18 protein-coding genes are annotated in these 19958 nt (G+C 62.1%); 7 read left to right on the top strand and 11 right to left on the bottom strand.

Features of this window, described 5'->3' with window-relative positions; translation table 11 throughout:
• The first annotated feature begins 11 nt into the window (after nt 1-11).
• Entirely contained in the window at nt 12-263 is a 252-nt protein-coding gene (locus FFR93_RS29940) for a type II toxin-antitoxin system Phd/YefM family antitoxin (RefSeq protein WP_082928066.1), read from the top strand.
• Nucleotides 263-694: a type II toxin-antitoxin system VapC family toxin gene (locus FFR93_RS29945; RefSeq protein WP_138395835.1), complete on the top strand. Its 432-nt coding sequence runs from the start codon at nt 263-265 to the stop codon at nt 692-694. Before FFR93_RS29940 ends, FFR93_RS29945 begins: the two co-directional genes overlap by 1 nt.
• An 18-nt stretch (nt 695-712) precedes the next feature.
• Here the strand turns inward: FFR93_RS29945 and FFR93_RS29950 are convergent, their stop codons facing one another.
• Nucleotides 713-2050 carry an LLM class flavin-dependent oxidoreductase gene (locus FFR93_RS29950; RefSeq protein WP_138395836.1) on the bottom strand — a complete coding sequence of 446 codons (1338 nt, stop codon included), beginning with the start codon at nt 2048-2050 and terminating at the stop codon, nt 713-715.
• Nucleotides 2051-2328: 278 nt separating this feature from the next.
• Between FFR93_RS29950 and FFR93_RS29955 the strand changes: the two genes are divergently transcribed.
• Nucleotides 2329-3546, top strand: coding sequence for an SfnB family sulfur acquisition oxidoreductase (locus FFR93_RS29955; protein WP_138395837.1), 1218 nt, complete (start codon nt 2329-2331; stop codon nt 3544-3546).
• Between the two features lie 79 nt (nt 3547-3625).
• On the opposite strand, the gene FFR93_RS29960 is transcribed toward FFR93_RS29955, so the two are convergent.
• Together FFR93_RS29960 and FFR93_RS29965 are read right to left on the bottom strand one after the other, a co-directional pair.
• Entirely contained in the window at nt 3626-4834 is a 1209-nt protein-coding gene (locus FFR93_RS29960) for an acyl-CoA dehydrogenase family protein (RefSeq protein ID WP_138395838.1), read from the bottom strand.
• Nucleotides 4835-4909: 75 nt separating this feature from the next.
• Nucleotides 4910-5956, bottom strand: coding sequence for a substrate-binding domain-containing protein (locus FFR93_RS29965; RefSeq protein WP_138395839.1), 1047 nt, complete (start codon nt 5954-5956; stop codon nt 4910-4912).
• Between the two features lie 231 nt (nt 5957-6187).
• Between FFR93_RS29965 and FFR93_RS29970 the strand changes: the two genes are divergently transcribed.
• From FFR93_RS29970 to FFR93_RS29985, 4 genes are all read left to right on the top strand, one after another.
• Nucleotides 6188-7672, top strand: a complete 1485-nt coding sequence (locus tag FFR93_RS29970; RefSeq protein WP_138395840.1) for a sugar ABC transporter ATP-binding protein — start codon at nt 6188-6190, stop codon at nt 7670-7672.
• Complete coding sequence (locus FFR93_RS29975) at nt 7669-8730, top strand: ABC transporter permease (RefSeq protein WP_064710407.1); 1062 nt, start codon at nt 7669-7671, stop codon at nt 8728-8730. The genes FFR93_RS29970 and FFR93_RS29975 overlap by 4 nt, the downstream gene beginning before the upstream one ends.
• Nucleotides 8731-8746: 16 nt before the next feature.
• Nucleotides 8747-10144, top strand: coding sequence for an LLM class flavin-dependent oxidoreductase (locus tag FFR93_RS29980; protein ID WP_138395841.1), 1398 nt, complete (start codon nt 8747-8749; stop codon nt 10142-10144).
• Between the two features lie 320 nt (nt 10145-10464).
• A complete protein-coding gene (locus tag FFR93_RS29985; RefSeq protein WP_138395842.1) occupies nt 10465-11334 on the top strand; it encodes a glycerophosphodiester phosphodiesterase family protein in 870 nt (289 codons plus the stop codon).
• Here FFR93_RS29985 and FFR93_RS29990 read toward each other — a convergent pair.
• The 8 genes from FFR93_RS29990 to FFR93_RS30025 all read right to left on the bottom strand — a co-directional run bounded on the left by FFR93_RS29990 (nt 11331) and on the right by FFR93_RS30025 (nt 19791).
• Complete coding sequence (locus FFR93_RS29990; RefSeq protein WP_138395843.1) at nt 11331-12152, bottom strand: inositol monophosphatase family protein; 822 nt, start codon at nt 12150-12152, stop codon at nt 11331-11333. The genes FFR93_RS29985 and FFR93_RS29990 overlap by 4 nt on opposite strands.
• The gene (locus FFR93_RS29995) at nt 12152-13156 is read right to left on the bottom strand and encodes a LacI family DNA-binding transcriptional regulator (RefSeq protein ID WP_138395844.1); all 1005 of its coding nucleotides are present in this window, start codon (nt 13154-13156) and stop codon (nt 12152-12154) included. The genes FFR93_RS29990 and FFR93_RS29995 overlap by 1 nt, the downstream gene beginning before the upstream one ends.
• A complete protein-coding gene (locus FFR93_RS30000) occupies nt 13149-13919 on the bottom strand; it encodes a glycerophosphodiester phosphodiesterase (RefSeq protein ID WP_138395845.1) in 771 nt (256 codons plus the stop codon). The genes FFR93_RS29995 and FFR93_RS30000 overlap by 8 nt, the downstream gene beginning before the upstream one ends.
• A complete protein-coding gene (locus FFR93_RS30005) occupies nt 13919-14974 on the bottom strand; it encodes an ABC transporter ATP-binding protein (protein ID WP_064710401.1) in 1056 nt (351 codons plus the stop codon). Before FFR93_RS30005 ends, FFR93_RS30000 begins: the two co-directional genes overlap by 1 nt.
• The gene (locus FFR93_RS30010) at nt 14974-15816 is read right to left on the bottom strand and encodes a carbohydrate ABC transporter permease (RefSeq protein ID WP_138395846.1); all 843 of its coding nucleotides are present in this window, start codon (nt 15814-15816) and stop codon (nt 14974-14976) included. Before FFR93_RS30010 ends, FFR93_RS30005 begins: the two co-directional genes overlap by 1 nt.
• Before the next feature lie 2 nt (nt 15817-15818).
• Nucleotides 15819-17120 (bottom strand): sugar ABC transporter permease, encoded by a 1302-nt coding sequence (locus FFR93_RS30015; protein ID WP_064711942.1) that lies wholly within the window; start codon nt 17118-17120, stop codon nt 15819-15821.
• 59 nt (nt 17121-17179) lie between these two features.
• Entirely contained in the window at nt 17180-18526 is a 1347-nt protein-coding gene (locus tag FFR93_RS30020) for an extracellular solute-binding protein (RefSeq protein ID WP_064710398.1), read from the bottom strand.
• A 230-nt stretch (nt 18527-18756) separates the two neighbouring features.
• Nucleotides 18757-19791: a patatin-like phospholipase family protein gene (locus FFR93_RS30025; protein WP_138395847.1), complete on the bottom strand. Its 1035-nt coding sequence runs from the start codon at nt 19789-19791 to the stop codon at nt 18757-18759.
• Between the last annotated feature and the right edge of the window lie 167 nt (nt 19792-19958).

Genomic DNA, 19958 nt, shown 5'->3' on the forward strand with positions numbered 1-19958 from the left:
GGAACTTTCCGATGAGAATGTCTTTCATGACCAGCGCCGCCTTCAACCAGAATCCAAGCAAGGCGAAGAAGGAGGCAAGTGAGCGGCCGCTCGTGATCACCGATCACGGCGAGGCAGCCTATGTGCTTGTCAGCTACGCCGAATTCCAGGCGAATTGGAAAGCGCCGAAGACGCTCTTTTCGGCATTGCGCGATCCTCGGGCGGATGAACGAGAATTCGAGCCCGAGCGGGTCGGCTTCGACGACAGGACCGTCGAGTTCTGATGGTGTTCCTCCTCGATACGAATATCGTCTCCGCCGCGCGCAGGGTCGAACGGCAGGCGCGGGAATTCCAAGACTTCATGAAGGAGTTTTCCGTCGCCGAAGCCTATCTCTCAGCGGTCACGATCATGGAAATCCAGTTCGGCATTCAGCGCGAGCGCACAAGGGACGCTGGGTTCGCCCAGGATCTCTACCGCTGGATGGACGAGATCGTGCTGGCGGAATTCGCCGGGCGCATCCTGCCGTTCGATACGGCGACGGCAAGCCGGGCCGGCCTGCTGCCGACCGCGGATAAGCGTCCCTCCGCCGATGCGATGATCGCAGCCACGGCGCTGGAGCACGGGCTGAAACTGGTGACGCGCAATGTCGCGCATTTCCTCCCGCTCGGTGTCGAATGCATCGATCCCTGGCGCTTTGCCGGCACGCCGAGCTGAGCGCTCGCGAGCTGTTCTTCATGCGCCTGCGGCGAAAAACCGGTTCTCCGGCCGCGGCAGGCCGAGATGCTCGCGCAGCGTCGTGCCTTCGTATTCGCTGCGGAAAAGGCCGCGGCGTTGGAGCTCGGGGATCAGCCTTTCGGTGACATCCATCAAGCCCTGCGGCAGGTAGGGGAATACGACATTGAAGCCGTCCGAGCCCTCTTCCTCCAGCCAGCGTTCCATCTCGTCGGCAATGCTTATCGGCGTGCCGACGAAGGCGAGGCCGGTATAGCCGCCGTAACGCTGCGCCAGCTGGCGCACGGTCAGCCTTTCCTCGGCGGCGAGCTTCAAGACCTGCGCCCGGCCGGTCTTGCTGGCATTGGTGTCGGGAATATCGGCTGGCAGCGGCGCGTCGGGATCGAAGCGGGAAACATCATGGCCGAGCGCGATCGAGAGCGAGGCGATGGCGCTGTCGTAATGCACAAGGCTGTCGAGGGTGGCGCGTTTGGCGCGGGCCTCCTCGATGCTGTCACCGAGGATGACGAAGGCGGCCGGCAGGATCTTCAGATGATCGCGGCTGCGGCCGATGGCCTCCATACGGCCCTTGATATCGGCGTAGAGCGCCTTGCCGGCGGCAAGGTCACGCGGTGAGCAGAACACCACCTCGGCGGTCTCGGCTGCGAGCTGACGGCCGGGATCGGACTGGCCGGCCTGGACGATGACGGGCCAGCCTTGCGGGGGGCGGGCAATGTTAAGCGGCCCGCGAACGCTGAGCTCCTCGCCCTTGTGACCGAGCACATGCATCTTTTCCGGATCGAAGAACAGGCCGCTTTCCCGGTCGCGGATGAAGGCGTCATCGGCGAAGCTGTCCCAAAGACCAGTCACGACATCGTAGAACTCGCGCGCACGATGATAACGTTCGCCATGCTCCACGTGCTCGTCGAGGCCGAAATTAAGCGCGGCGTCGGGATTGGACGTCGTGACGATGTTCCAGCCGGCACGGCCGCCGCTGATATGGTCGAGCGAGGCAAATCGCCGGGCGATGTGATAGGGCTCGTCGTATGTGGTGGAAGCGGTCGCGACGAGGCCGATGCGCTCCGTCACCGCCGCCAGCGCAGATAGCAGCGTGAAGGGCTCGAAGGAGGTCACAGTGTGGCTGCGCCTCAGCGCCTCGACCGGCATATTGAGTACGGCGAGGTGGTCGGCCATGAAAAAGGCGTCGAACTTCGCCCGCTCCAGCGCCAGCGCGAAGGATTTCAGGTGTGCGAAATTGAAGTTGGCGTCGGGATAGGAGCCGGGATAGCGCCATGCGCCGGTATGCAGGCTGACGGGGCGCATGAAAGCGCCGAGGCGCAACTGCCGTGAACGGGTCATGATGTTCCTCATGGATCGGGCTCGGCGGGCGCCTGCCCCGGATCTCGGTTACGTAGGACTTCAATGAATTCAAATCGAGACCGTAGGCGGCATTTTCGGCCGCAAACTTTGCCGCGTTCTAAGTGGCACCGTAGCGCGTCTTATCCGAAACCGTAATCGCGCCGGTCGGAGACAGATAAGAAAGCACTTTTTATTTTCCATCGCATCTATAGAATTTGTTCTCTTATCTCGGCGCGCGATTTCTTTCACCGATAGCATCGTCAGAATTGGAGGCAGCGATGAACACCGTGCTGAGGCAAGCAGACCAGATTCGACAAGTGGCCGCTCGTATCGAGAGCGATGAGGAGGCGATCGCCACCGCTCGGAGGCTGGCCGCGCAATTTGCGGCGCGCGCCGCCGAACGTGATGCCGACCGGATCCTGCCTTTCGCCGAACTCGATCTTCTCGCGCAGTCTGGACTTCTCGCGATCACCGTGCCCTCGCAATTTGGCGGGCTCGACGTTTCCAACGCCGTACTTGCCGAGATCACGGCGATCCTGTCGGAGGCTGACGGTTCGATCGGGCAGATCCCCCAGAACCATTTCTACATTCTCGAAGCGCTCCGAACTGATGGCAGCGAGGAGCAGCAGCGTTATTTCTTCGGCCGCGTTCTGGCCGGCGACCGCTTCGGCAATGCGCTTTCCGAGCGCGGCACCAAGACCGTCGGCCACTACAATACGCGCATCACCCGCGACGGGCCGGGCTACAGGATCAACGGCCGGAAATTCTACTCGACCGGTGTCCTCTTCGCCGACTGGATTACCGTTTTCGCGCTTGATCCGGAGGACAGGCTGACCATGGCCTTCGTGCCGAGGGGCACCGAAGGCGTGGAAATCGTCGACGACTGGGACGGCTTCGGTCAGCGAACCACCGGCAGCGGTACGACGATCCTCGACAATGTCTATGTCAGCGCCGATTCCGTGGTCTTCCACCACAGGGGCTTCGAGCGGCCGACGACGATCGGCTCGGTCGGCCAGATTATCCACGCGGGTATCGATCTCGGCATTGCGCGGGCGGCCTTCGCCGAAACACTGGATTTCGTCAGAACGAAATCTCGTCCCTGGATGGATAGCGGCCTCGATCGCGCCTCCGACGATCCTCTGACGATCGCCAAGGTGGGGCAGATCGCCATCCGGCTGGAAGCCGCGACGGCACTGGTGGAGCGTGCCGGCCACAAGGTTGACGCCGCACAGGTCGAGACGACGGAGGCAAAGGTGATCGAGGCGACACTTGCCGTCGCCGCCGCCAAGGTGCTGACGACCGAGGTGGCGCTCGAGGCTTCGAATACGCTCTTTGAACTTGCCGGCACCTCATCAGTGCAGGTCGGCCTCAATCTCGACCGTCATTGGCGCAATGCCCGCACGCACACGCTGCATGATCCCGTGCGCTGGAAATACCACGTCGTCGGCAATTATCATCTGAATGGGGTGCTGCCGCCGAAGAACGGCGCGCTCTGAAATCCCTGTCATCCAAATGAAAACCCCCACGCCTGGCGTCGGCGGTGGGGTTTTCGATTTCGCTGACAATCTCCCCGCCTCAGCTGTACAGGCTGACTTCCGGGATTCTGTCGTTCAGCACGAATTCACCGACTTCCCGCGCCTTGTAGAAGACCGGGTCGTGCAGCGTATGTGTGCGGACATTTCTCCAGAACCGGTCGAAGCGGTATTTGTCGGCCGTCGAGCGCGCACCCGTCAGCTCGAAAACGCGCGATGTGATGTCGAGAGAGATGTGGGTGGCGTGAACCTTAGCTGCATAGGCTTCGGCGGCCGCTTCGCCGCGCTCGCGTGCAGTCACCTTCGGGCCACGGGCAAGGCCCGCCTGCACCGCAGCGGCTGCGCTGTCGGCAAGGGCTGCCGAGGCCTTCAGCGCCGCGGTGAATTCGCCGACCCGTTCGAGGATATAGGGATCGTCGGCTGCCCGCTCGACGCCTGAAGTGATCCACGGACGGGTGGTGGTGCGGACATAATCCACTGCGGCCTGCAGCGCGCCTTCGGCGGTGCCGAGATAGAAGTTGACGAAGACCAGCTGTATGAACGGTGTGTTGAAGGTCGAAAGCACCGGCGCGGCGGCATTAGGTGCGGCGGGGGCGCCGACGAAATCCTCCTCGTAGACGGGGAAATCGCGGAATTCGACGCTGCCGCTGTCGGACAGGCGCTGGCCGATGTTGTCCCAGTCGTCATTGGCCACATACCCTGGCCTGTCGGTCGGCACGGCGAAACCGGCGATCTTGTCGTCTAGCGCCGCATTGGCGTTGATGTAGTCGGAGATACGCGCCGCCGTGGAGAAGGACTTGCGTCCGTTCAGCACATAACCGTTGCCGCGGCGAGTAAGCACCAGCCCGGGATCGCGCGGGTTGACGGCGGCGCCCCAGTAGAGATTCTTGGCGACGGTTTCGCTGCCGAGCACATGGGCACGCGCCGGGTCGAGCGTCCAGTAGATATACTGGCTGTTGACATAGTGGTAGCCGAGCAGCTGGCCGATCGAGCTTTCGCCGCGGGCGAGGATGCGCACCAGCTTCAGACCGTCTACCCAGTCGAGGCCGCCACCGCCGATCTCGGTGGGATGCAGCGCATTGAGCAACCCGGCATTCTTCAGCTTGACGATTTCGGCGAGCGGCGGACGACCGTCGCGATCGAGGTCTGCGGCGCGTCGGGAAAGGTCGGCCGAAATTTCCTCGGCACGGGCAAAAAGATTTTCTCGCGTCGGATTGCGGCTCACCGCGAAGACGACATTGGACTGGCTCATGGACGGGGCTCCAATTCTCCAAAAGGTGATCCGGCGGGAGGCGCACGCTTCCGCCGGAAGGGTCGAGCTGAAATCTCAGAAAAGCTTGTCCGGGATCCAGCTCGCGGTTGCCGCGTCGCTGGTGCTGAAGGCCGGGATCTTGGCGGCCAGATCCTCAATCGTCTTGACGCCGGCGGCGCGCAGGCTCTCCTGCGTCAAAAGCGTCGGCTTGACGGTGATCTGCCGAGGAACGGTCTGCCCGGCTATTTCGAGCGCCGCGGCGCGGATTGAGACGGCGCCGACGACGGCCGGATTGGTCGCCACGGTGGCAACCCAGGGGCTGCCCTCCTCGCTGATCTCTTGAATATCGGCTGTGGAAACGTCGGCCGAATAGATCTTGAGTTTGCTCGCGATGCCGAGGTCGTTGGCGGCGAGCTTCACACCGCGGGCGAATTCGTCATAGGGGGCGAAGACGACCGAAATGTCGGGATTGGCGGTGAGCGCGGCCTTGGCCTGGTCGGCGGTCGAGGTCGCCGTCGTGTCGCTGACATTGCCGAAACGGGCCTTTTCGACCACGCCTTTGTTGTCGGACTTGAACTTGTCCCAGACTTCGTTGCGGCGATCGAGTGGTGCAAAGCCTGCAACATAGACATATGCCGCTTTAAAGTCCGTGCCGTTGTCCTTCACCACCTGCTCGAGAGCCAGCGACGCGAGCTCATGGTCGCTCTGCTCGACCTGCGGAATCTTCGGGTTGTTGAGATTGACGTCGAAGGCCACGACCTTGATGCCCTTGTCAAGCGCCTGCTGCACGACGTCGCCGAGCGATTCCGGCAGGCCGTGGTCGATAACGATGCCGGAGACGCCGAGATTGATCGCTTGCAGGATCTGCTCGCGCTGCTCGGCGGCGTCCTGGCGGCCAGGGAAGACGCGCAGGTCGATATCCAGCGCCTTGGCCTGGGCCTCAGCACCGGCCTGATAAGCCTGGAAGAAATCGCCGGCCGAGATATAGCTGATTAGCGCCACCTTGACGCCACCCTTGTCGAAAGGCGCCGGGGCACCGGACAGGCCGTCGGCGCTTGCGCCTTGTATGAACATGAACGGAATGACGGCGGCGGAGAGTGCGAGCCGTGCGAGGGATTTCATCGTCGCGTTCCTTCTAACAATCGGAGGCGTCGTCTGACAGGTTCAGCCCTCGCGACGCTTCGATTTATTAGATATATTATCTATGCTTTTAGTAGATTAAATGATCCGATTTTGCCGGCTGCTGGAGATTCTTTGTTTCCCTGGTGCAGTTCGCCAGGGAAATGCGTGCCTGGAATTCGCCCCTGCGGACGGGGCACACTTCGGCTTCGAATACAGTTCCGGATCTTGTCGATGCCGCTTCTTCACATTGAAAACATCACACGCAGTTTCGGGTCGACGCGGGCGCTGGCTGGCGCGGATCTTTCGATAGAGCGCGGCGAGATCGTGGCGCTGATGGGGGCAAACGGCGCCGGCAAATCGACGCTGGTAAAGATTCTTTCCGGGGTGCTCGCGGCTGGCGGCGGCACGATCCAACTCGATGGCCGCCCTTTTGCCCCGCGCAGCCCGGCCGAGGCGGCGAAAGCAGGTGTCGTTACCGTGCATCAATCGACAGATCTCGTTGGCGCGGCGGGACTGACCGTTGCCGATGCGCTGCTGCTCAATCGTTTCGCCGATAGCAGTACGCCCTTCTTCGTGTCACGCACCGGCATCCGCCGCGCCGCACAGGCGATGCTCGACGCCGCCGGCTTCAGTCTGTCGCTCGACCGTGATTTCGGCGAACTTACCAGCGCTGACCGGCAACTCGTGGCAATCGCCCGCGCACTTGCCAATCGCGCCGATCTTCTCATCCTCGATGAGCCGACGGCGAGCCTTTCCGGCGAGGAAAGCCGGCGGCTCTTCGACATTCTGTTGAGGCTTCGCAAGCGGGGCCTATCGATCCTTTACATCTCGCATCGCACCGCCGATCTGGAAACGATCGCCGATCGCGCTCTCGTCATGCGTGGCGGCCGCGTTATTGGCAGCTTTTCGCGGCCGATCGATTTTTCGAGTGCCATCGAGACGATGATCGGCCGCAAGCTGGAAGCGGCGCGGCCTGATGCGTGGCCCGCGACCGGACCGGCGATTTTCGAGATGCGTGATGTCAGCCTGCTGTCGTCAGGTACGACCTTCGATCTGTCGGTGCATGAAGGCGAAGTGGTGGCGGTGACGGGCGTGCTCGGCGCCGGCAAGAGCCGCTTGCTCCAGGCGATTTTCGGTGTAACGGCGCTTGGGCGTGGCGCGATGTTTCTCGACGGCCGGCCGTACCGGCCGAAAAGCCCGGCCGAAGCCATCGCGGCCGGTGTCGCCATGGCGGCCGAAGATCGCCACCGCTCCTCGCTGATGCCGCCGGCATGGCCCGGCCATTCGCTGTCGGCGACGATCAGTCTGCCACATCTCGCCAAATGGTATCCGCATGGTTTTCTTTTCGGCGGACGCGAACGGCGCGAGGCCGAACAGGCGATGGCCCGTCTCGGCATCAAGGCCGCAGGCCCGCTCGCTTCGATCTGGTCCCTCTCCGGCGGCAATCAGCAGAAGGCGGTGATCGGCCGCTGGGAAGCGGAGCCGAGCCGGCTTTTGCTGCTCGATGAGCCCTTCCAGGGCGTGGATGTCGGCGCCCGTCACGACATCATCCGAGCAATCCGCGCCCGCACCGACCGGGCGACGCTGATCGCGACCTCCGACCCCGAAGAGGCCTATGAGGTGGCCGATCGCATCCTCGTCATCGACCGCCACGTGTTGAGGTCTCCTGCGGGTGGGATTGCCACTCCTGCCGCCATTCAGGGAATATCTGCATGACAACGATCGACAACGACCCGCTCACACACGCCGGCGCCCGGCAAAAGCCATCGCCGTGGACCAGTAGCAGTCGTTTCGCCGCCCTGGGAGCGTTCTTGCGGGCGGGCGCGGTGTTCATCCTGCTTGCGGCTCTCGTCGTTAGTTTCACCATCGCCGAGCCCGCCTTCATCAATGTCGCCAATCTGATGAGCATCCTGCAGGCGGTGTCGGTCGTCGCCATCCTCGGCGCCGGCGTCACCGTCACGCTTGCCGTCGGCGGTTTCGACCTGTCGATCGGCGCGGTCGCGGCATCGAGCGTGATGGCGGCGAGCTACGCAATGATCGTCTGGGGCTTGGACGCCTATGGAACGGTGCCACTGGTGCTCGCCTTCGGTGCCCTGGTCGGTGTCGTCAACGCCTTCCTTATCGTCCGTCTGAAGGTCCCGGATCTCCTGGCGACCTTGGCGATGATGTTCCTGCTCTCCGGCCTGCAGCTGATCCCGACCGCCGGCCGGTCGATTTCGGCGGGTCTCACCTTGCCCGACGGCTCGAAGGCGAACGGGACCTACGACCCGGCCTTCCTGCTGATCGGCCGCTACAGCATCCTCGGCACCCTGCCCGTTTCCGTGGTGCTGATGGCCGCCGTCGCCGTTCTCCTTTTCATCCTCACCGAGCGCACCCGCATCGGTCGGCTGCTGTTTGCGACTGGCGGCAATGAGGTCGCCACCCGGCTTGCGGGAGCCTCGACCGTCAAGCTGAAGACCCTTGCCTATGTCCTGTCGGGAACGCTGGCGTCGCTCGGCGGCATTGTCATCGCCGCCCGCGTCGGGCGTGGCGACGTCTCTTCCGGCGGCTCGCTGCTGATGGATTCGGTCGCTGCCGCGCTGATCGGTTTCGCCGTCCTCAACCTCAGGCGTCCAAATGTGCTCGGCACCGTCGCCGGCGCCGTCTTCGTCGGCGTGCTCTTGAACGGCCTCACCATGCTGAACGCCCCCTACTACACGCAGGATTTCGTCAAGGGCGCCGTGCTTGTCGGAGCATTGGCGCTGACCTACGGCCTCGGCCGCAGCAATCCGTAATTCAAGGAAGAAAGACATGACTCGCCAAATCAGGCTGAACGCCTTCGACATGAATTGCGTCGGACACCAGTCACCGGGGCTCTGGCGCCATCCGCGCGACGAGTCCTGGACATACAAGGACCTCGATTACTGGGTGCATCTGGCAAAGACGCTGGAGCGCGGCAAGTTCGACGGGCTGTTCATCGCCGATGTGCTCGGCGTCTACGATGTGCTGAACGGCAATGTCGATGCCGCATTGCGCCATTCCGCGCAGGTGCCGGTCAACGATCCGCTGCAGCTCATCCCGACCATGTCTTATGAGACCGAGCATCTCGGCTTCGGCCTGACCGCGTCGCTCTCCTTCGAGCATCCCTACACTTTCGCCCGCCGCATCTCGACGCTCGACCACCTGACTAAGGGACGCGTCGGCTGGAATATCGTCACCTCCTATCTCAACAGCGGCGCACTCAATATCGGCCAGCCGGCCCAGACGAAACATGACGATCGCTACGATCTTGCCGAGGAATATCTCGAGGTTTGCTACAAGCTGTGGGAGGGCAGCTGGGAGGATGGGGCTGTCGTCCGCGACCGCGAAACCGGCATCTTCACTCATCCCGACAAGGTTCATCCGATCCGCCATTCCGGCAAGCATTTCAACGTGCCGGGCATCCATTTGAGCGAACCCTCACCGCAGCGCACGCCGGTGCTCTACCAGGCCGGCGCCTCCAGCCGCGGCAAGGATTTTGCCGGCGCCCATGCCGAATGCATTTTCGTCGCCTCGCCGTCGAAGGCCGTGCTGAAACGCTATGTCGCCAATGTCCGCGAGGCAGCGGCGCGTGTGGGCCGCAATCCGCGCGAAATCCTTGCCTTCAATTTGCAGACCGTCGTCCTCGGCGAGACTGATGCCGAGGCACAGCGCAAGTTCAACGAATACCGAGAATATGCCTCCTTCGAAGGCGCGCTGACCCTGATTTCAGGCTGGACCGGCATTGATTTCGGCCAGTTCGGACCGGACGAGGTGCTGCGGCATCGTCATACCAATGCCGTGCAATCGGCCGTCGAGACCTTCACGACCATTGATCCCACGAAGGAATGGACGGTGCGCGAGATGGCCGACTGGGTCGGCGTCGGCGGTTTCGGTCCCGTTTTTGTCGGCTCGCCGCAGACGGTTGCCGATCTGATGCAGGAATGGATCGAGGATACCGATGTCGACGGCTTCAACCTCGCCTATGCCGTAACGCCCGAGAGTTTCGAGGACGCGGTCGACCTGCTGGTACCGGAATTGCAGAAGCGCGGCGTCTACAAGACCGAATATGCCAAGGGAACACTGCGGGAAAAGCTTGGGGGAGCAAGCCCTCGGCTTGTCGCGCCGCATCCGGGTGTCGCCTATCGCGATCTCTTCAGCGAGCCGGCACGCTGGGCGGCCCGCGGCTGATTGAATAATGGCTGGTGACGAAGTGTCTCGCGGAGCCCGATGCTCGAATTTAATCCTCTGCCGCAATCGAGTACGGGCGCTTTTGATTTGATTGGCGCGAGCGTCCGGAATATCTGAGCAGAACCCGGCTGCCGGTCGAGATTGAGGCCGTCGCCGAGGTACTCGACGCCGGCCCTCGCAGCGCTCAGGCAAGCCGGTCAATTTGCGAATACCGCCGCCGCTTCAGAGGCGATGTCGCAGCCGACTGTCGCTGAATATTATGGCCGGCTCTTGATAATAACGGCCTGGCAAGGCAGGAGAGTGTCCGTCGCGGAGACTGGATGCAGATGACGAGATTGGCGAATTCGCAGGGCCTGGAGATATTGCATGATGGGCATCGTACCCGCCTGAAATGGCACCGGCTGCGCAAGCGGGTTGCCGATCCGCTGTTTTCCGCCGAAGTGATGGCGGAGGGTTTTGCAGCAGGCGCCTCGATGGAGCTCGATCTGCGCGTGCGCGCCGACGGCGGCTTCGTCGTGCTGCACGACAGGGAGCTCGAAGGTGAAACGACGGGCCATGGACCGATCGCTGCGAAGACCATCGCCGACCTCCGCGATATCAGTATGAGGGACGGCGGCCGGCCGCTCATCCTCAGCGAGGATCTCGCCGCCATGATGCAGGCAACGCATCCGGCCGCATTGCTGCAATTCGACATGAAGGACGATTACGAAGCTATCGGAACCCATGGTATCGAGCATCTTGCCGTGCATTTCCGCGACATCACCGCCTCGGTGATCGTCAGCGGCGGCAGTCTCGACCTCATTGTGGCAGTCAAGGAAAAGCTTCCGCATCTGCTGCGCGGCATCGATCCGACGGACAAACTTTACGATATCCGGCAGGCCAGCGGCTGGGGTGCGGCCGAAATGAAACTGCGCGCCGACCTGCGCGGTCCGACCGAACCTGACACGATCTATCTTCACTGGCAGCTGATCCTTGATGCCGCCAAGGATGGCCTCGACCTGATCGGTCTCTGCCGGGACGAAGGCAAACGCGTCGATGCATGGACCTTCACCTTGAAGGACCCCGGGGCTGGATTCAGCGAAGAGGAATGGCGCAGCTTCTCGACATTGATGGCGCTGAAGCCGGATCAGGTCACTACCGATGAAGCGCCAGCGACCGAACGCGCCTGGCGCCTGCGCATGTCCGGCTAACTTGCGACCATCAGCCCTGCGCTCTCAAGGATGAAGGCAAATTCGTCGGCGAGCCCCGGCGTATGGGCGACGACAGGCCCGCCACCCGCAAGCAGCCTGCCGACCGGCGGCATTGCAACTGTCGCGCCTGCCTCTTCAGCGATCAGCGCACCGGCGAGCATATCCCATGCATTGAGGTGGCGTTCGTAACAGAGATCAGCAGCACCCTCGGCGACGCGAACAAGGTCGATGGCGGCTGCGCCCATGCGCCGATAATCCATGCCGCGCTCATGCAGCCGCTTGGAGAGTGCGAGATACTCATCGAAGCTCGTCTTGCGCGAATGACCGAGAATGATCAGCGCACTGGCGGGATCGGCAGTCGTCGCCGCATGGATCTGCAGGCCGTCCTTGAAGGCGCCGCCGCCGCGCACGGCGTGAAAGACTTTGTCCTCGGCCGCGTCGTAGATGACGCCGATCTCGACCTTGTCGCCGACGACAAAGGCAATCGAAACGCCCCAGTAACGCAAGCCCCTGATATAGTTGGTCGTGCCGTCGATCGGATCGACGACCCAGGTGCCGGCACCTTCCGATTGCCCGCCGCTCTCCTCTCCCATGAAGGTATCATCCGCAAAGCGCGAGATGAGGCCCTGGCGGATCGCCTGCTCGGCCATCCTGTCGGCGGTGGTGACGAAGTCCTGCAATCCCTTGCTTTGAACGGCAAGCGTGCGGGGATCCGACTCGCGCCGAAACCTGGCTGTCTCCCGTCCGACCTCAAGCGCAACGGTAATGGCGGCCTCCGCCCGTGCGCGGATGGCAGCGGCGTCGAATGGGGCATTCATCAGGCAGTCCTTCTTGTTATCAATGTCACCGGCGTGAACTCGACACGCGCCGTCAGCTCCGGTTCGGCCATCCGGCTTATTAGCAGGTCGACGGTCTGTTCTGCCTGGATGTCGCAGGGTTGGCGGATGGTCGTCAGGTCGTAGGCGGTCCAAGCGGCCTGGGGGATGTCGTCATGGCCGATAATGCGGAGCGGCGGCGCCTCGTCGCGACCCCTGCCCTGCATGAGGCGGTCGAGCACGCCGCAAGCCATGTAGTCATTGGCGCAGAACAGCCCGTCGACGCCGGATGCGGCCAGGCCGGTTGCCGCATCATAACCGCTCCGGTAGTCGTTGATCCTGACCTGCAGGAACTGCGCCTCGGCGCCAAGCTGCTTGCAGTGGGCGATGAAGGCCTCGCTGCGACGTCGCGCTGTATAGGATCTCGCCGGGGCGGCCATCACGGCAGGCTTTCGCACGCCATTGTCGATCAGGTGGCTGGCCGCCAGATGGCCGGCCATGCTGTCGTCAGAGATGATGCGGTCGACCAAGGGAATGTCATTGCCCTTGTTGATCAGCACGATCGGGACGCCTTCGGCTGCGCATTGTTCGCAGATTTCGGTCGGTGGCGCGTCCGATGTGACGATGACGCCTGACACGGCGTAATGCAGCAATTGGCCGATGACCGTCGAGGTGTCCGCCTCCTGCGAAGTCGGCAACAGGATCGGGCGGAAGTTACGGGCGAGCAACGCCCGAGACAGATACTCGATCTGCAGCGTGCGGAACGGATTATCGAAACCGGCGGCGACGAGACCGACGAGATCGGAGCGTTTATTGGTAAGGCTTCGGGCGAGATAATTCACCCGATAGCCGAGTTCCTTGGCGGCCTGATAGACCTTCTCGCGTGTCTTCGGCGAAACGCTGGCATCCGGGGTGAAGGCGCGCGACACGGCGGCGCGTGAAACGCCGGCCACTCGCGCCACGTCGAAGGATGTTACCTTGCGCGGTCCCTTGTCCCTGTCAGCCAAGTGCTTTCTCCTTGATCGGAGGCGACCGCATCATATCCGGCAAATCGGTGCAGATGCCGAGAACCGGGAGTTTCATGAGGTCATCGAGAATGGTCCGCCGCTCCTCGTGCCAGAGCACGATCTCGCGGCCAGCCTCGAAGGCGCGAGCCATCAGCGCCTCGGTCACCAGGTCCTGCGGCCGCTCCCCTGCCCTCTCCCAGCAGAGATGAAGAATATCGGCACCGGCAGCATCACCGAAAGCATGTGGATCGTCGCCGACGCGAATCAGCACCGAGAGCGGAAAATCGCAGGCCGCGTCCCTGAGTTCGCGTACCTGCGCAGTATCGAATGAGCCAAGGCAGGCAAAGCGCTGGTTCATCTCGGCAAGGTGCCGCCAGCAGCGGATGCCGGTCCCCGGCGCCTTGAGCTCGACATAGAGACCGGTTCCGGTCTCGCGGGCAAGAGCGGCGACCTCCGAAAAGCGCGGCACGTCGACGTCGTCAAGATCGGCAAGCTCCGCCGCAGTCATTTCCGAAATGCGCCGGTCGATGCCGTAGACCCGCTCCAGGTGGTCGTCATGGGAGACGACCACCACTCCGTCGCCGGTCAGCTGCGCGTCGAGCTCCCACATCTCCGCACCGAGTTCGGCCGCGCGGCGAAAAGCGGCGAGCGTGTTTTCGCGTTCGTGGCCGCTGGCGCCGCGATGGGCGATGCAGAATGGAAGCCAGCCCTTGGCCCTCGGCCAGCCGTAACGTTCGAAGAAGGCCGAAAAATCGCGGGTCATCAGAGCCTCGTTCCGTTCTCGTCGAAGACGAACACGCCGCGGCTGTCGATCCCCCAGGCGACATCGTCGCCGACGTGAATATCATGGCGCACCGGTTGGATCGACCGCAGCAGCGGGCCGCCGGCAAGACGTACGTCGTAAAGATTTTCTCGCCCTTGCGTTTCGGCGAAGGTGATCTTGCCGGACACGGCTACGTCGCCGGCAGGCGTAAAATGCTCCGGCCGGACGCCGAGCATCAGCTTGCTGCCGTCGGCGGCGCCGATGGCGTTCGGCAACGGCACCCGGATCTCGCTTTCCGGGATTGCGAAGGCGCCATTGTCCATGACGCCGCGCAGGAAGGTGATCGGCGGGTTGCCGAGGAAGCCGGCGACGAAGGCGGTCTTGGGATTGTTGTACATTTCGGCCGGCGTGGCGATCTGGACGATCTCGCCCTCCTTCATGATGGCGATACGGTCGCACATGCTCATCGCCTCCACCTGGTCATGGGTGACGAGGATGGCGGTGATGCCGGTCTCGCGCTGCAGGCGGCGGATTTCAGAGCGCATTTCGAGGCGCAGCTTGGCGTCCAGATTGGCGAGCGGCTCGTCGAGCAGCAGCACGTCGGGCTTGCGGATCAGCGCGCGCGCCAGTGCCACGCGCTGCTGCTGGCCGCCGGAAAGCTCCGACGGCCTCCGGTCCATCAGCTTGCCGATCTGGACCAGGGCCGCAATACGATCGACCTCTTTTCGGATCTCGGCGGCAGGCGCACCCTTTACCTTCAGCGGAAATCCAATGTTCTCGGCAACCGTCATATGCGGGTAGAGCGCATAGGATTGAAAGACCACGCCGACATTGCGGGCTTGGCTCGGCAGATCGGTGACGTCACGGTCGCCGAAGAAGATGCGCCCGCCGGTCGGGCGGTGAATGCCGCAGACGGCAAAAAGCGTCGTCGACTTGCCGCAGCCGGAAGGGCCGAGCAGCGCCAGCATTTCGCCGCCCGCGACTTCGAGACGCATGTTCTCGATGACTTTGGTCGAGCCGAAGCTCTTCGAAAAATTGTCGAGGAGGATGCGCATCAGCCTTTGCTCCCGCCGCCATAGATGTTCATGAGATACTTGTTGAAGAGCGCATAGGCGATCAGTACCGGAACGAGGTAGAATAGGCCGACCGACTTGAACATGTTGAAATCGTAATTGTTATCGTCGGCGAGGAACCCCGCGAGATAGACCGAGAGCACCTGTACCTGATTTCCAGGCGCCAGCACCTGCGGCAGGATGAATTCGCCCCAGCCTGACAGAAACGAGAACAGGCCGAGCGCCATGATGCCGGGCTTCACCTGCGGCAGCACGAGACTCTTCCAGACCCTGAAACGCGAGGCGCCGTCGACGACGCCGGCCATTTCGATCTCCCATGGCACGGTGTCGTAAAAACCCTTCATCAGCCAGATGCCGAGTGGCAGGTCGATCGCCGCCTTCACCAGAATCACGCCGATCAACGAATTGTAGAGGCCGATCATCTGCAGCACGATGAAGATGGCAATGATCAGCGTCACCGAGGGGAAGGCATGCAGCACCATGACGCCGGCAAGGAAGAAGCCGCGCGCCGGCACATTCAGTCGCGACAGAACATAGCCCGCCATTGACGAGACGATCAGCACGACGCAGGTGGTGCAGGCTGCAAAGAGCAGCGTATTCGCAGTCACTTGCCAGATGTTGGCCTTGCCGGGCGTCGTCTGCCACAGGAATCGCCAGTGGTCGAGCGTCAGGCCCGAAGGCAGCAAGGCGTCCGGCTGCTTTACCGTCACCGTGTCGAGGAAGAGATAGACATACATCAGGAGCAGCGGCAGGCTGACGATTGTCAGCGCCGTCATAACGGGCCAGCTCTTGTAATTTGCCGAGGGCTGCGATCGTTCGGCCATGGTCAATCCTCGATCAGGGGCTTGGCGACAAGCGTGCGGTAGTTGAAGACGCGCAGATAGAGGAGCGACAGGGTAACGCCGATCACGACGAGCACCAGCGCCATGGCTGCGCCCAACCCGTATTCGAGATTGCCGGCATAATTCCTGAGCGCGGTGTGATAGGCGGCGAGCGCCCAGACCTCGGTCGTATTACCAGGTCCGCCATTGGTGGCGAGCAGGATCTCGTTGAAGGAGGCGAGCAGCGACAGCGTCTGATAGCAGGTGACGAAGAGGATCGGCCAGCGCATCTGCGGCAGGATGATGTAGCGGATCTGCTGCCAGCGCGACGCGCCGTCGACCTCGCTCGCATAGAACTGGCTTTTCGGAATGGCCTTCATCGCCGAGGAGAAGACCAGCATGCCCATAGAGGCGCCGATGAAACCGTTGATCAGCACGACGAAGAACCAGGCATTATAGGCGGTGTCGAGCAGGTAGTTCTTCGCGGGGTAGCCGAACTTGCCCATCAGGACCGAGATAAAGCCGCTATCCCAGGCGAGCCATTTCCACAGCAGTATATAGATGACGACGGGGGTAATGCGCGGCAGCAACCAGATGCCGCGGAAGATCGAGGCTGGTCTCGGCGGCATGTAATGCGTCCAGATTGCCAGCAGCAGTGCATAACCGACATTGAAGAGCGTCAGCACCAGCGCGACGTAGAGTGCGGTGTTGAAGAGCACGCGCGCCATATCCGGCGAGGTAGCGATGCGCGAGAAATTGTCTGTCGTCCAGGTCCAGCCGGTATAGCTGGCCCGGGCGACGGTTTCCTTCTGTTCCGGCGTCAGTTTGAGGCCCAGAGTATCGAGAGCCGAAAAGAGCTGTCCCTTGCTGTCGAAGCGCGTGTTGACGATCGAGCGGTTGAACTGTTCGGAGATCTGCTTGACCTCACGCGTCGAAGGTCGTTCAGCCAGATCCTTGAGCATACGCTCGGCTTCGCGGCGCGTCGGGAAGACCTCGCCGGCGTGTTTGGCCCGCAATTCCGCGGCGATGCCGGGCGCAAGCCCGAGTCCTTCCACGGCCTTGAGGCCGGCCTCGTCAATCGCATAGCGCGGTTCGGCCATTTCGTCGGCAATGTCCGGCATTACCGATTTCAGCGTGTTCAGCGAACTCGGCGCGATCTGATAGGCGCCACCGGAAATACCGGTCGCCGTCGTCATGTTGGTCATCGAAAAGACCGCCGTCAGAACGACAGGCATAAGGAAGAAGAGAACGATCATGATCGCCGCAGGCGCGATCATCACCAGTCCGAGCGTTCTGGACGACTTCATGGGAGCCTCCTCGCGGATCCTCTGGGCGGCGGGGCGCCGCCCGGAGGAGTGCTTAGATCTTAGCGGATGAGGATCTTGTCACCGAGCGTGCTCTTCAGCTCGCTCTCGGCATCGCCGATGGCGGCGTCGACGGTCTTGTCGCCGGTCCAGGACGCCTGAAGGTTCTTCCACATGATGTTCCAGTAGGTACCGAAATCCGAATTGTTCGGCATCGCATTGGCATGCGGCAGCAGGCGTTCTGTGGCTTCGCGAGCCCAGCGGTCGTCGGCGTAGAAGTCGACTTCGGCTTCAGCTTTGGAGATGCCGAGATGGGCGGATTTAATCGCATGCAGCGCGTTGATGCGCGGTTCGGAGGCGATCGTGATGAGTTGGGCGGCGATCTGCGTATCTTCATCGCTGTGTCCTGCGGTCAGCATGTAGACGAGCGGATGCGTCAGCGTGTTGGGCTTGCCGCCCTCTCCGGCCGGGATCAGCGTGAAGACGATGTTGTCGAAGAAATCCTTAAGCCCTTCCTGGTTGACGAGGCGGGCATAATGCCAGGTGCCTGCGTCCCAGATACCGGCTTTGCCGGTGGCGACTTCCTTCCACCACTGATCGCCCGGCATGCCGATGTGGTTCTTCTTGGTAACGCCTAATTTAACGGCGTCGGCGAAGAACTGGTAGGTTCGGGTCATTGCGGCCTTGTCGAAGACGAGCTTGCCGTTCTCCTCCATCGTGCCGCCGAAACTGGTGTAGAACTGCCAATAGTCAGGGCCGTTGCTGGGGCGCGGATAGAAACCGTAGCCTGGCTGGACGAGGCCCTTGTCCTGCATCTTCTTGGCATCTTCGAGCAGGCTCTTCATGGTGTACTTGCCGTCCTGAACGTTCTGCGGCAGTGCATCCAGATCGGCGTCGCTGTAGCCGATCGCCTTCATGTACGGCTTCCAGAAGAACATCGGACGGGATTCTGCATCCTGCGGAACGCCGTAGACGGTGCCGTTGTAGGAAGCGATCTGCAGCAGGTTCTCATAGATGCCGTTGAGCGGCCAGGCGTCGAGATCGACATGATCCTCGATCGGAACGATGAGGCCCGCCTGCGACCATGGAGCGATGTCTTCATGACCACTGGCGACGATATTCGGCGCCTTCTTGGCCTCGGCGGCAAGGGTCAGCGCCTGCTTGAAATCGTCCCAGCCGGAATAGGGCTTCTTCTCGACGGTGATCTTCAGATCTTCGCCCTTGAGGGCAGCTTCGCGCTGCAGCTGCTGGGCCGCGATTTCGATGGCATCGAGTCGATAGACATCGTTCGGGCCGGTGCCGCCGGCCCAGACGCTGATGGTAACGTCCTTGGCGAGTGCGAGTACGGAGGTCGAGGCCAGTATGGCGGCCGCGATCGTAAGGGATTTCAACGTCGGCAAAATGGTCATCTTCTTCATCTCCCCAGAAGAGCAGTGTGAGGCCTCTTTGACGGGTCATCACTGGCGTTTGACGACCGCTTCGAAAGCCCGCGAAACGTGACAAATCCCGCTCTATGGGCTTGATGTAACGGCCGAATGACAAATTGAGCACGTGTGCAAAATTCATTATGACGATGTGCGGGCGAGTTGCAAGCGGCGGCTTTCGAGGGGCGGCACGCGTCAAGCCGAAGAGGTCACGCCTACAGATCCCAATATTCCAACCGGCCTGCTTCGGAAAGCCGCCATATGTCAAGGCGGTGCCGTCGCGGCGGCATTCGGCCGATGGCGTCGACAAGCCGGCGGCCATCTCTAAATCCTACGTTCCACCGCTCGTTTATCGATTTGCGGGAATAGTCGAATGTCTTCAACCCAATGTCATCGAACCGGTTGCCATAGTCTAAATGGATGATTGTAATCGAGGCGCCCTCGCTGCTGTTGACCGCCGTCTTCAGCCGTCTCATAGCGTGCCGACTCTGCGAGCCGAACAGGATGTCGGTGGTCCGCCTAACCGTTTCCTCCATCGATGTCGGCACCTTGTCCTGCTGGGCGAACAAATCAAGGCAAATGCAAAGAACATCCTCTTGCAACTGGCCGGAGAAGAGGGCTTGCAGAGGTAGATTTGCTACAATTCCAGGATCGACGAATGTTCGCCCGCCCACTGGGACGGGTGGGAACGCTATCGGGAAAGCCGTGCTCGCCATGATGTGGTCGACGGATAGCTCGCCGCCGCGGCTGTCGAACACGACCTCCTCGCCGGTCTCTATATCCACCGCCGTGATGATCACCGGGATGACGCCGTCAGAAATCCGGTGGAAGTCGATCAGTTCCGTCAATGTGTGCCGCAGCGGCTCGCTATTCAGTAAGCTCCGATCCGAAGCTCCAGGCGAGAGCACCGACCATACCCCTGGGAACGATGGACGGAACAAGCCGGGCCTACCGGCCAGGAACGCCCGCAGCACGGAGCGTCGTCTTTCCGCCCGACCAGTTATGACGGCCAGAGGATGGAAGAAGGGCAGTTCAGTCTCAGCCGCCAGATCCCAGAAGCGCCGTAGCTGTGGCACGCGCTTCTCCGGCCTGTTTCCGGCTATGACGGCTCCAGTCACTGCTCCAATCGAGGCGCCTGCAATCCGGCTCACCTCGATCACGTTTTGATAGAGGACCTCGTAGACTCCAGCGTGATAGGCGCCGAGCGCGTTGCCACCGGAAAAGCAAAGCCAAATGTCTGGCGTGTGCATGCGCTACGCTCCGTTCATCGTCCAGCAAAGGTTCTGTCCGCTGGAGGGCTCTTCGCGGCGACAACACTCTCCGCAACAACCCGGCGATGCCGGCTCGTGCGCCGCGCCATAGTCGAGCGGCAAACCATGCGCAGACTGCTTCCGACCGGGAAGGGGTGTGCTGGCGG

Origin of the sequence: Rhizobium sp. MHM7A, from assembly GCF_005862215.1 — a bacterium.
GTDB lineage: Bacteria > Pseudomonadota > Alphaproteobacteria > Rhizobiales > Rhizobiaceae > Rhizobium > Rhizobium bangladeshense.

Coding starts and splice junctions, on each gene's coding strand:
- FFR93_RS29945 (WP_138395835.1), top strand. CDS start 263: ATGGTGTTCCTCCTCGATACGAATATCGTCTCCGCCGCGCGCAGGGTC.
- FFR93_RS29960 (WP_138395838.1), bottom strand. CDS start 4,834: ATGAGCCAGTCCAATGTCGTCTTCGCGGTGAGCCGCAATCCGACGCGA.
- FFR93_RS30005 (WP_064710401.1), bottom strand. CDS start 14,974: ATGCGCATCCTCCTCGACAATTTTTCGAAGAGCTTCGGCTCGACCAAA.
- FFR93_RS29990 (WP_138395843.1), bottom strand. CDS start 12,152: ATGAATGCCCCATTCGACGCCGCTGCCATCCGCGCACGGGCGGAGGCC.
- FFR93_RS30000 (WP_138395845.1), bottom strand. CDS start 13,919: ATGACCCGCGATTTTTCGGCCTTCTTCGAACGTTACGGCTGGCCGAGG.
- FFR93_RS30020 (WP_064710398.1), bottom strand. CDS start 18,526: ATGACCATTTTGCCGACGTTGAAATCCCTTACGATCGCGGCCGCCATA.
- FFR93_RS30010 (WP_138395846.1), bottom strand. CDS start 15,816: ATGGCCGAACGATCGCAGCCCTCGGCAAATTACAAGAGCTGGCCCGTT.
- FFR93_RS29980 (WP_138395841.1), top strand. CDS start 8,747: ATGACTCGCCAAATCAGGCTGAACGCCTTCGACATGAATTGCGTCGGA.
- FFR93_RS30025 (WP_138395847.1), bottom strand. CDS start 19,791: ATGCACACGCCAGACATTTGGCTTTGCTTTTCCGGTGGCAACGCGCTC.
- FFR93_RS29940 (WP_082928066.1), top strand. CDS start 12: ATGAGAATGTCTTTCATGACCAGCGCCGCCTTCAACCAGAATCCAAGC.
- FFR93_RS29985 (WP_138395842.1), top strand. CDS start 10,465: ATGCAGATGACGAGATTGGCGAATTCGCAGGGCCTGGAGATATTGCAT.
- FFR93_RS29965 (WP_138395839.1), bottom strand. CDS start 5,956: ATGAAATCCCTCGCACGGCTCGCACTCTCCGCCGCCGTCATTCCGTTC.
- FFR93_RS29975 (WP_064710407.1), top strand. CDS start 7,669: ATGACAACGATCGACAACGACCCGCTCACACACGCCGGCGCCCGGCAA.
- FFR93_RS29950 (WP_138395836.1), bottom strand. CDS start 2,050: ATGACCCGTTCACGGCAGTTGCGCCTCGGCGCTTTCATGCGCCCCGTC.
- FFR93_RS29955 (WP_138395837.1), top strand. CDS start 2,329: ATGAACACCGTGCTGAGGCAAGCAGACCAGATTCGACAAGTGGCCGCT.
- FFR93_RS30015 (WP_064711942.1), bottom strand. CDS start 17,120: ATGAAGTCGTCCAGAACGCTCGGACTGGTGATGATCGCGCCTGCGGCG.
- FFR93_RS29970 (WP_138395840.1), top strand. CDS start 6,188: ATGCCGCTTCTTCACATTGAAAACATCACACGCAGTTTCGGGTCGACG.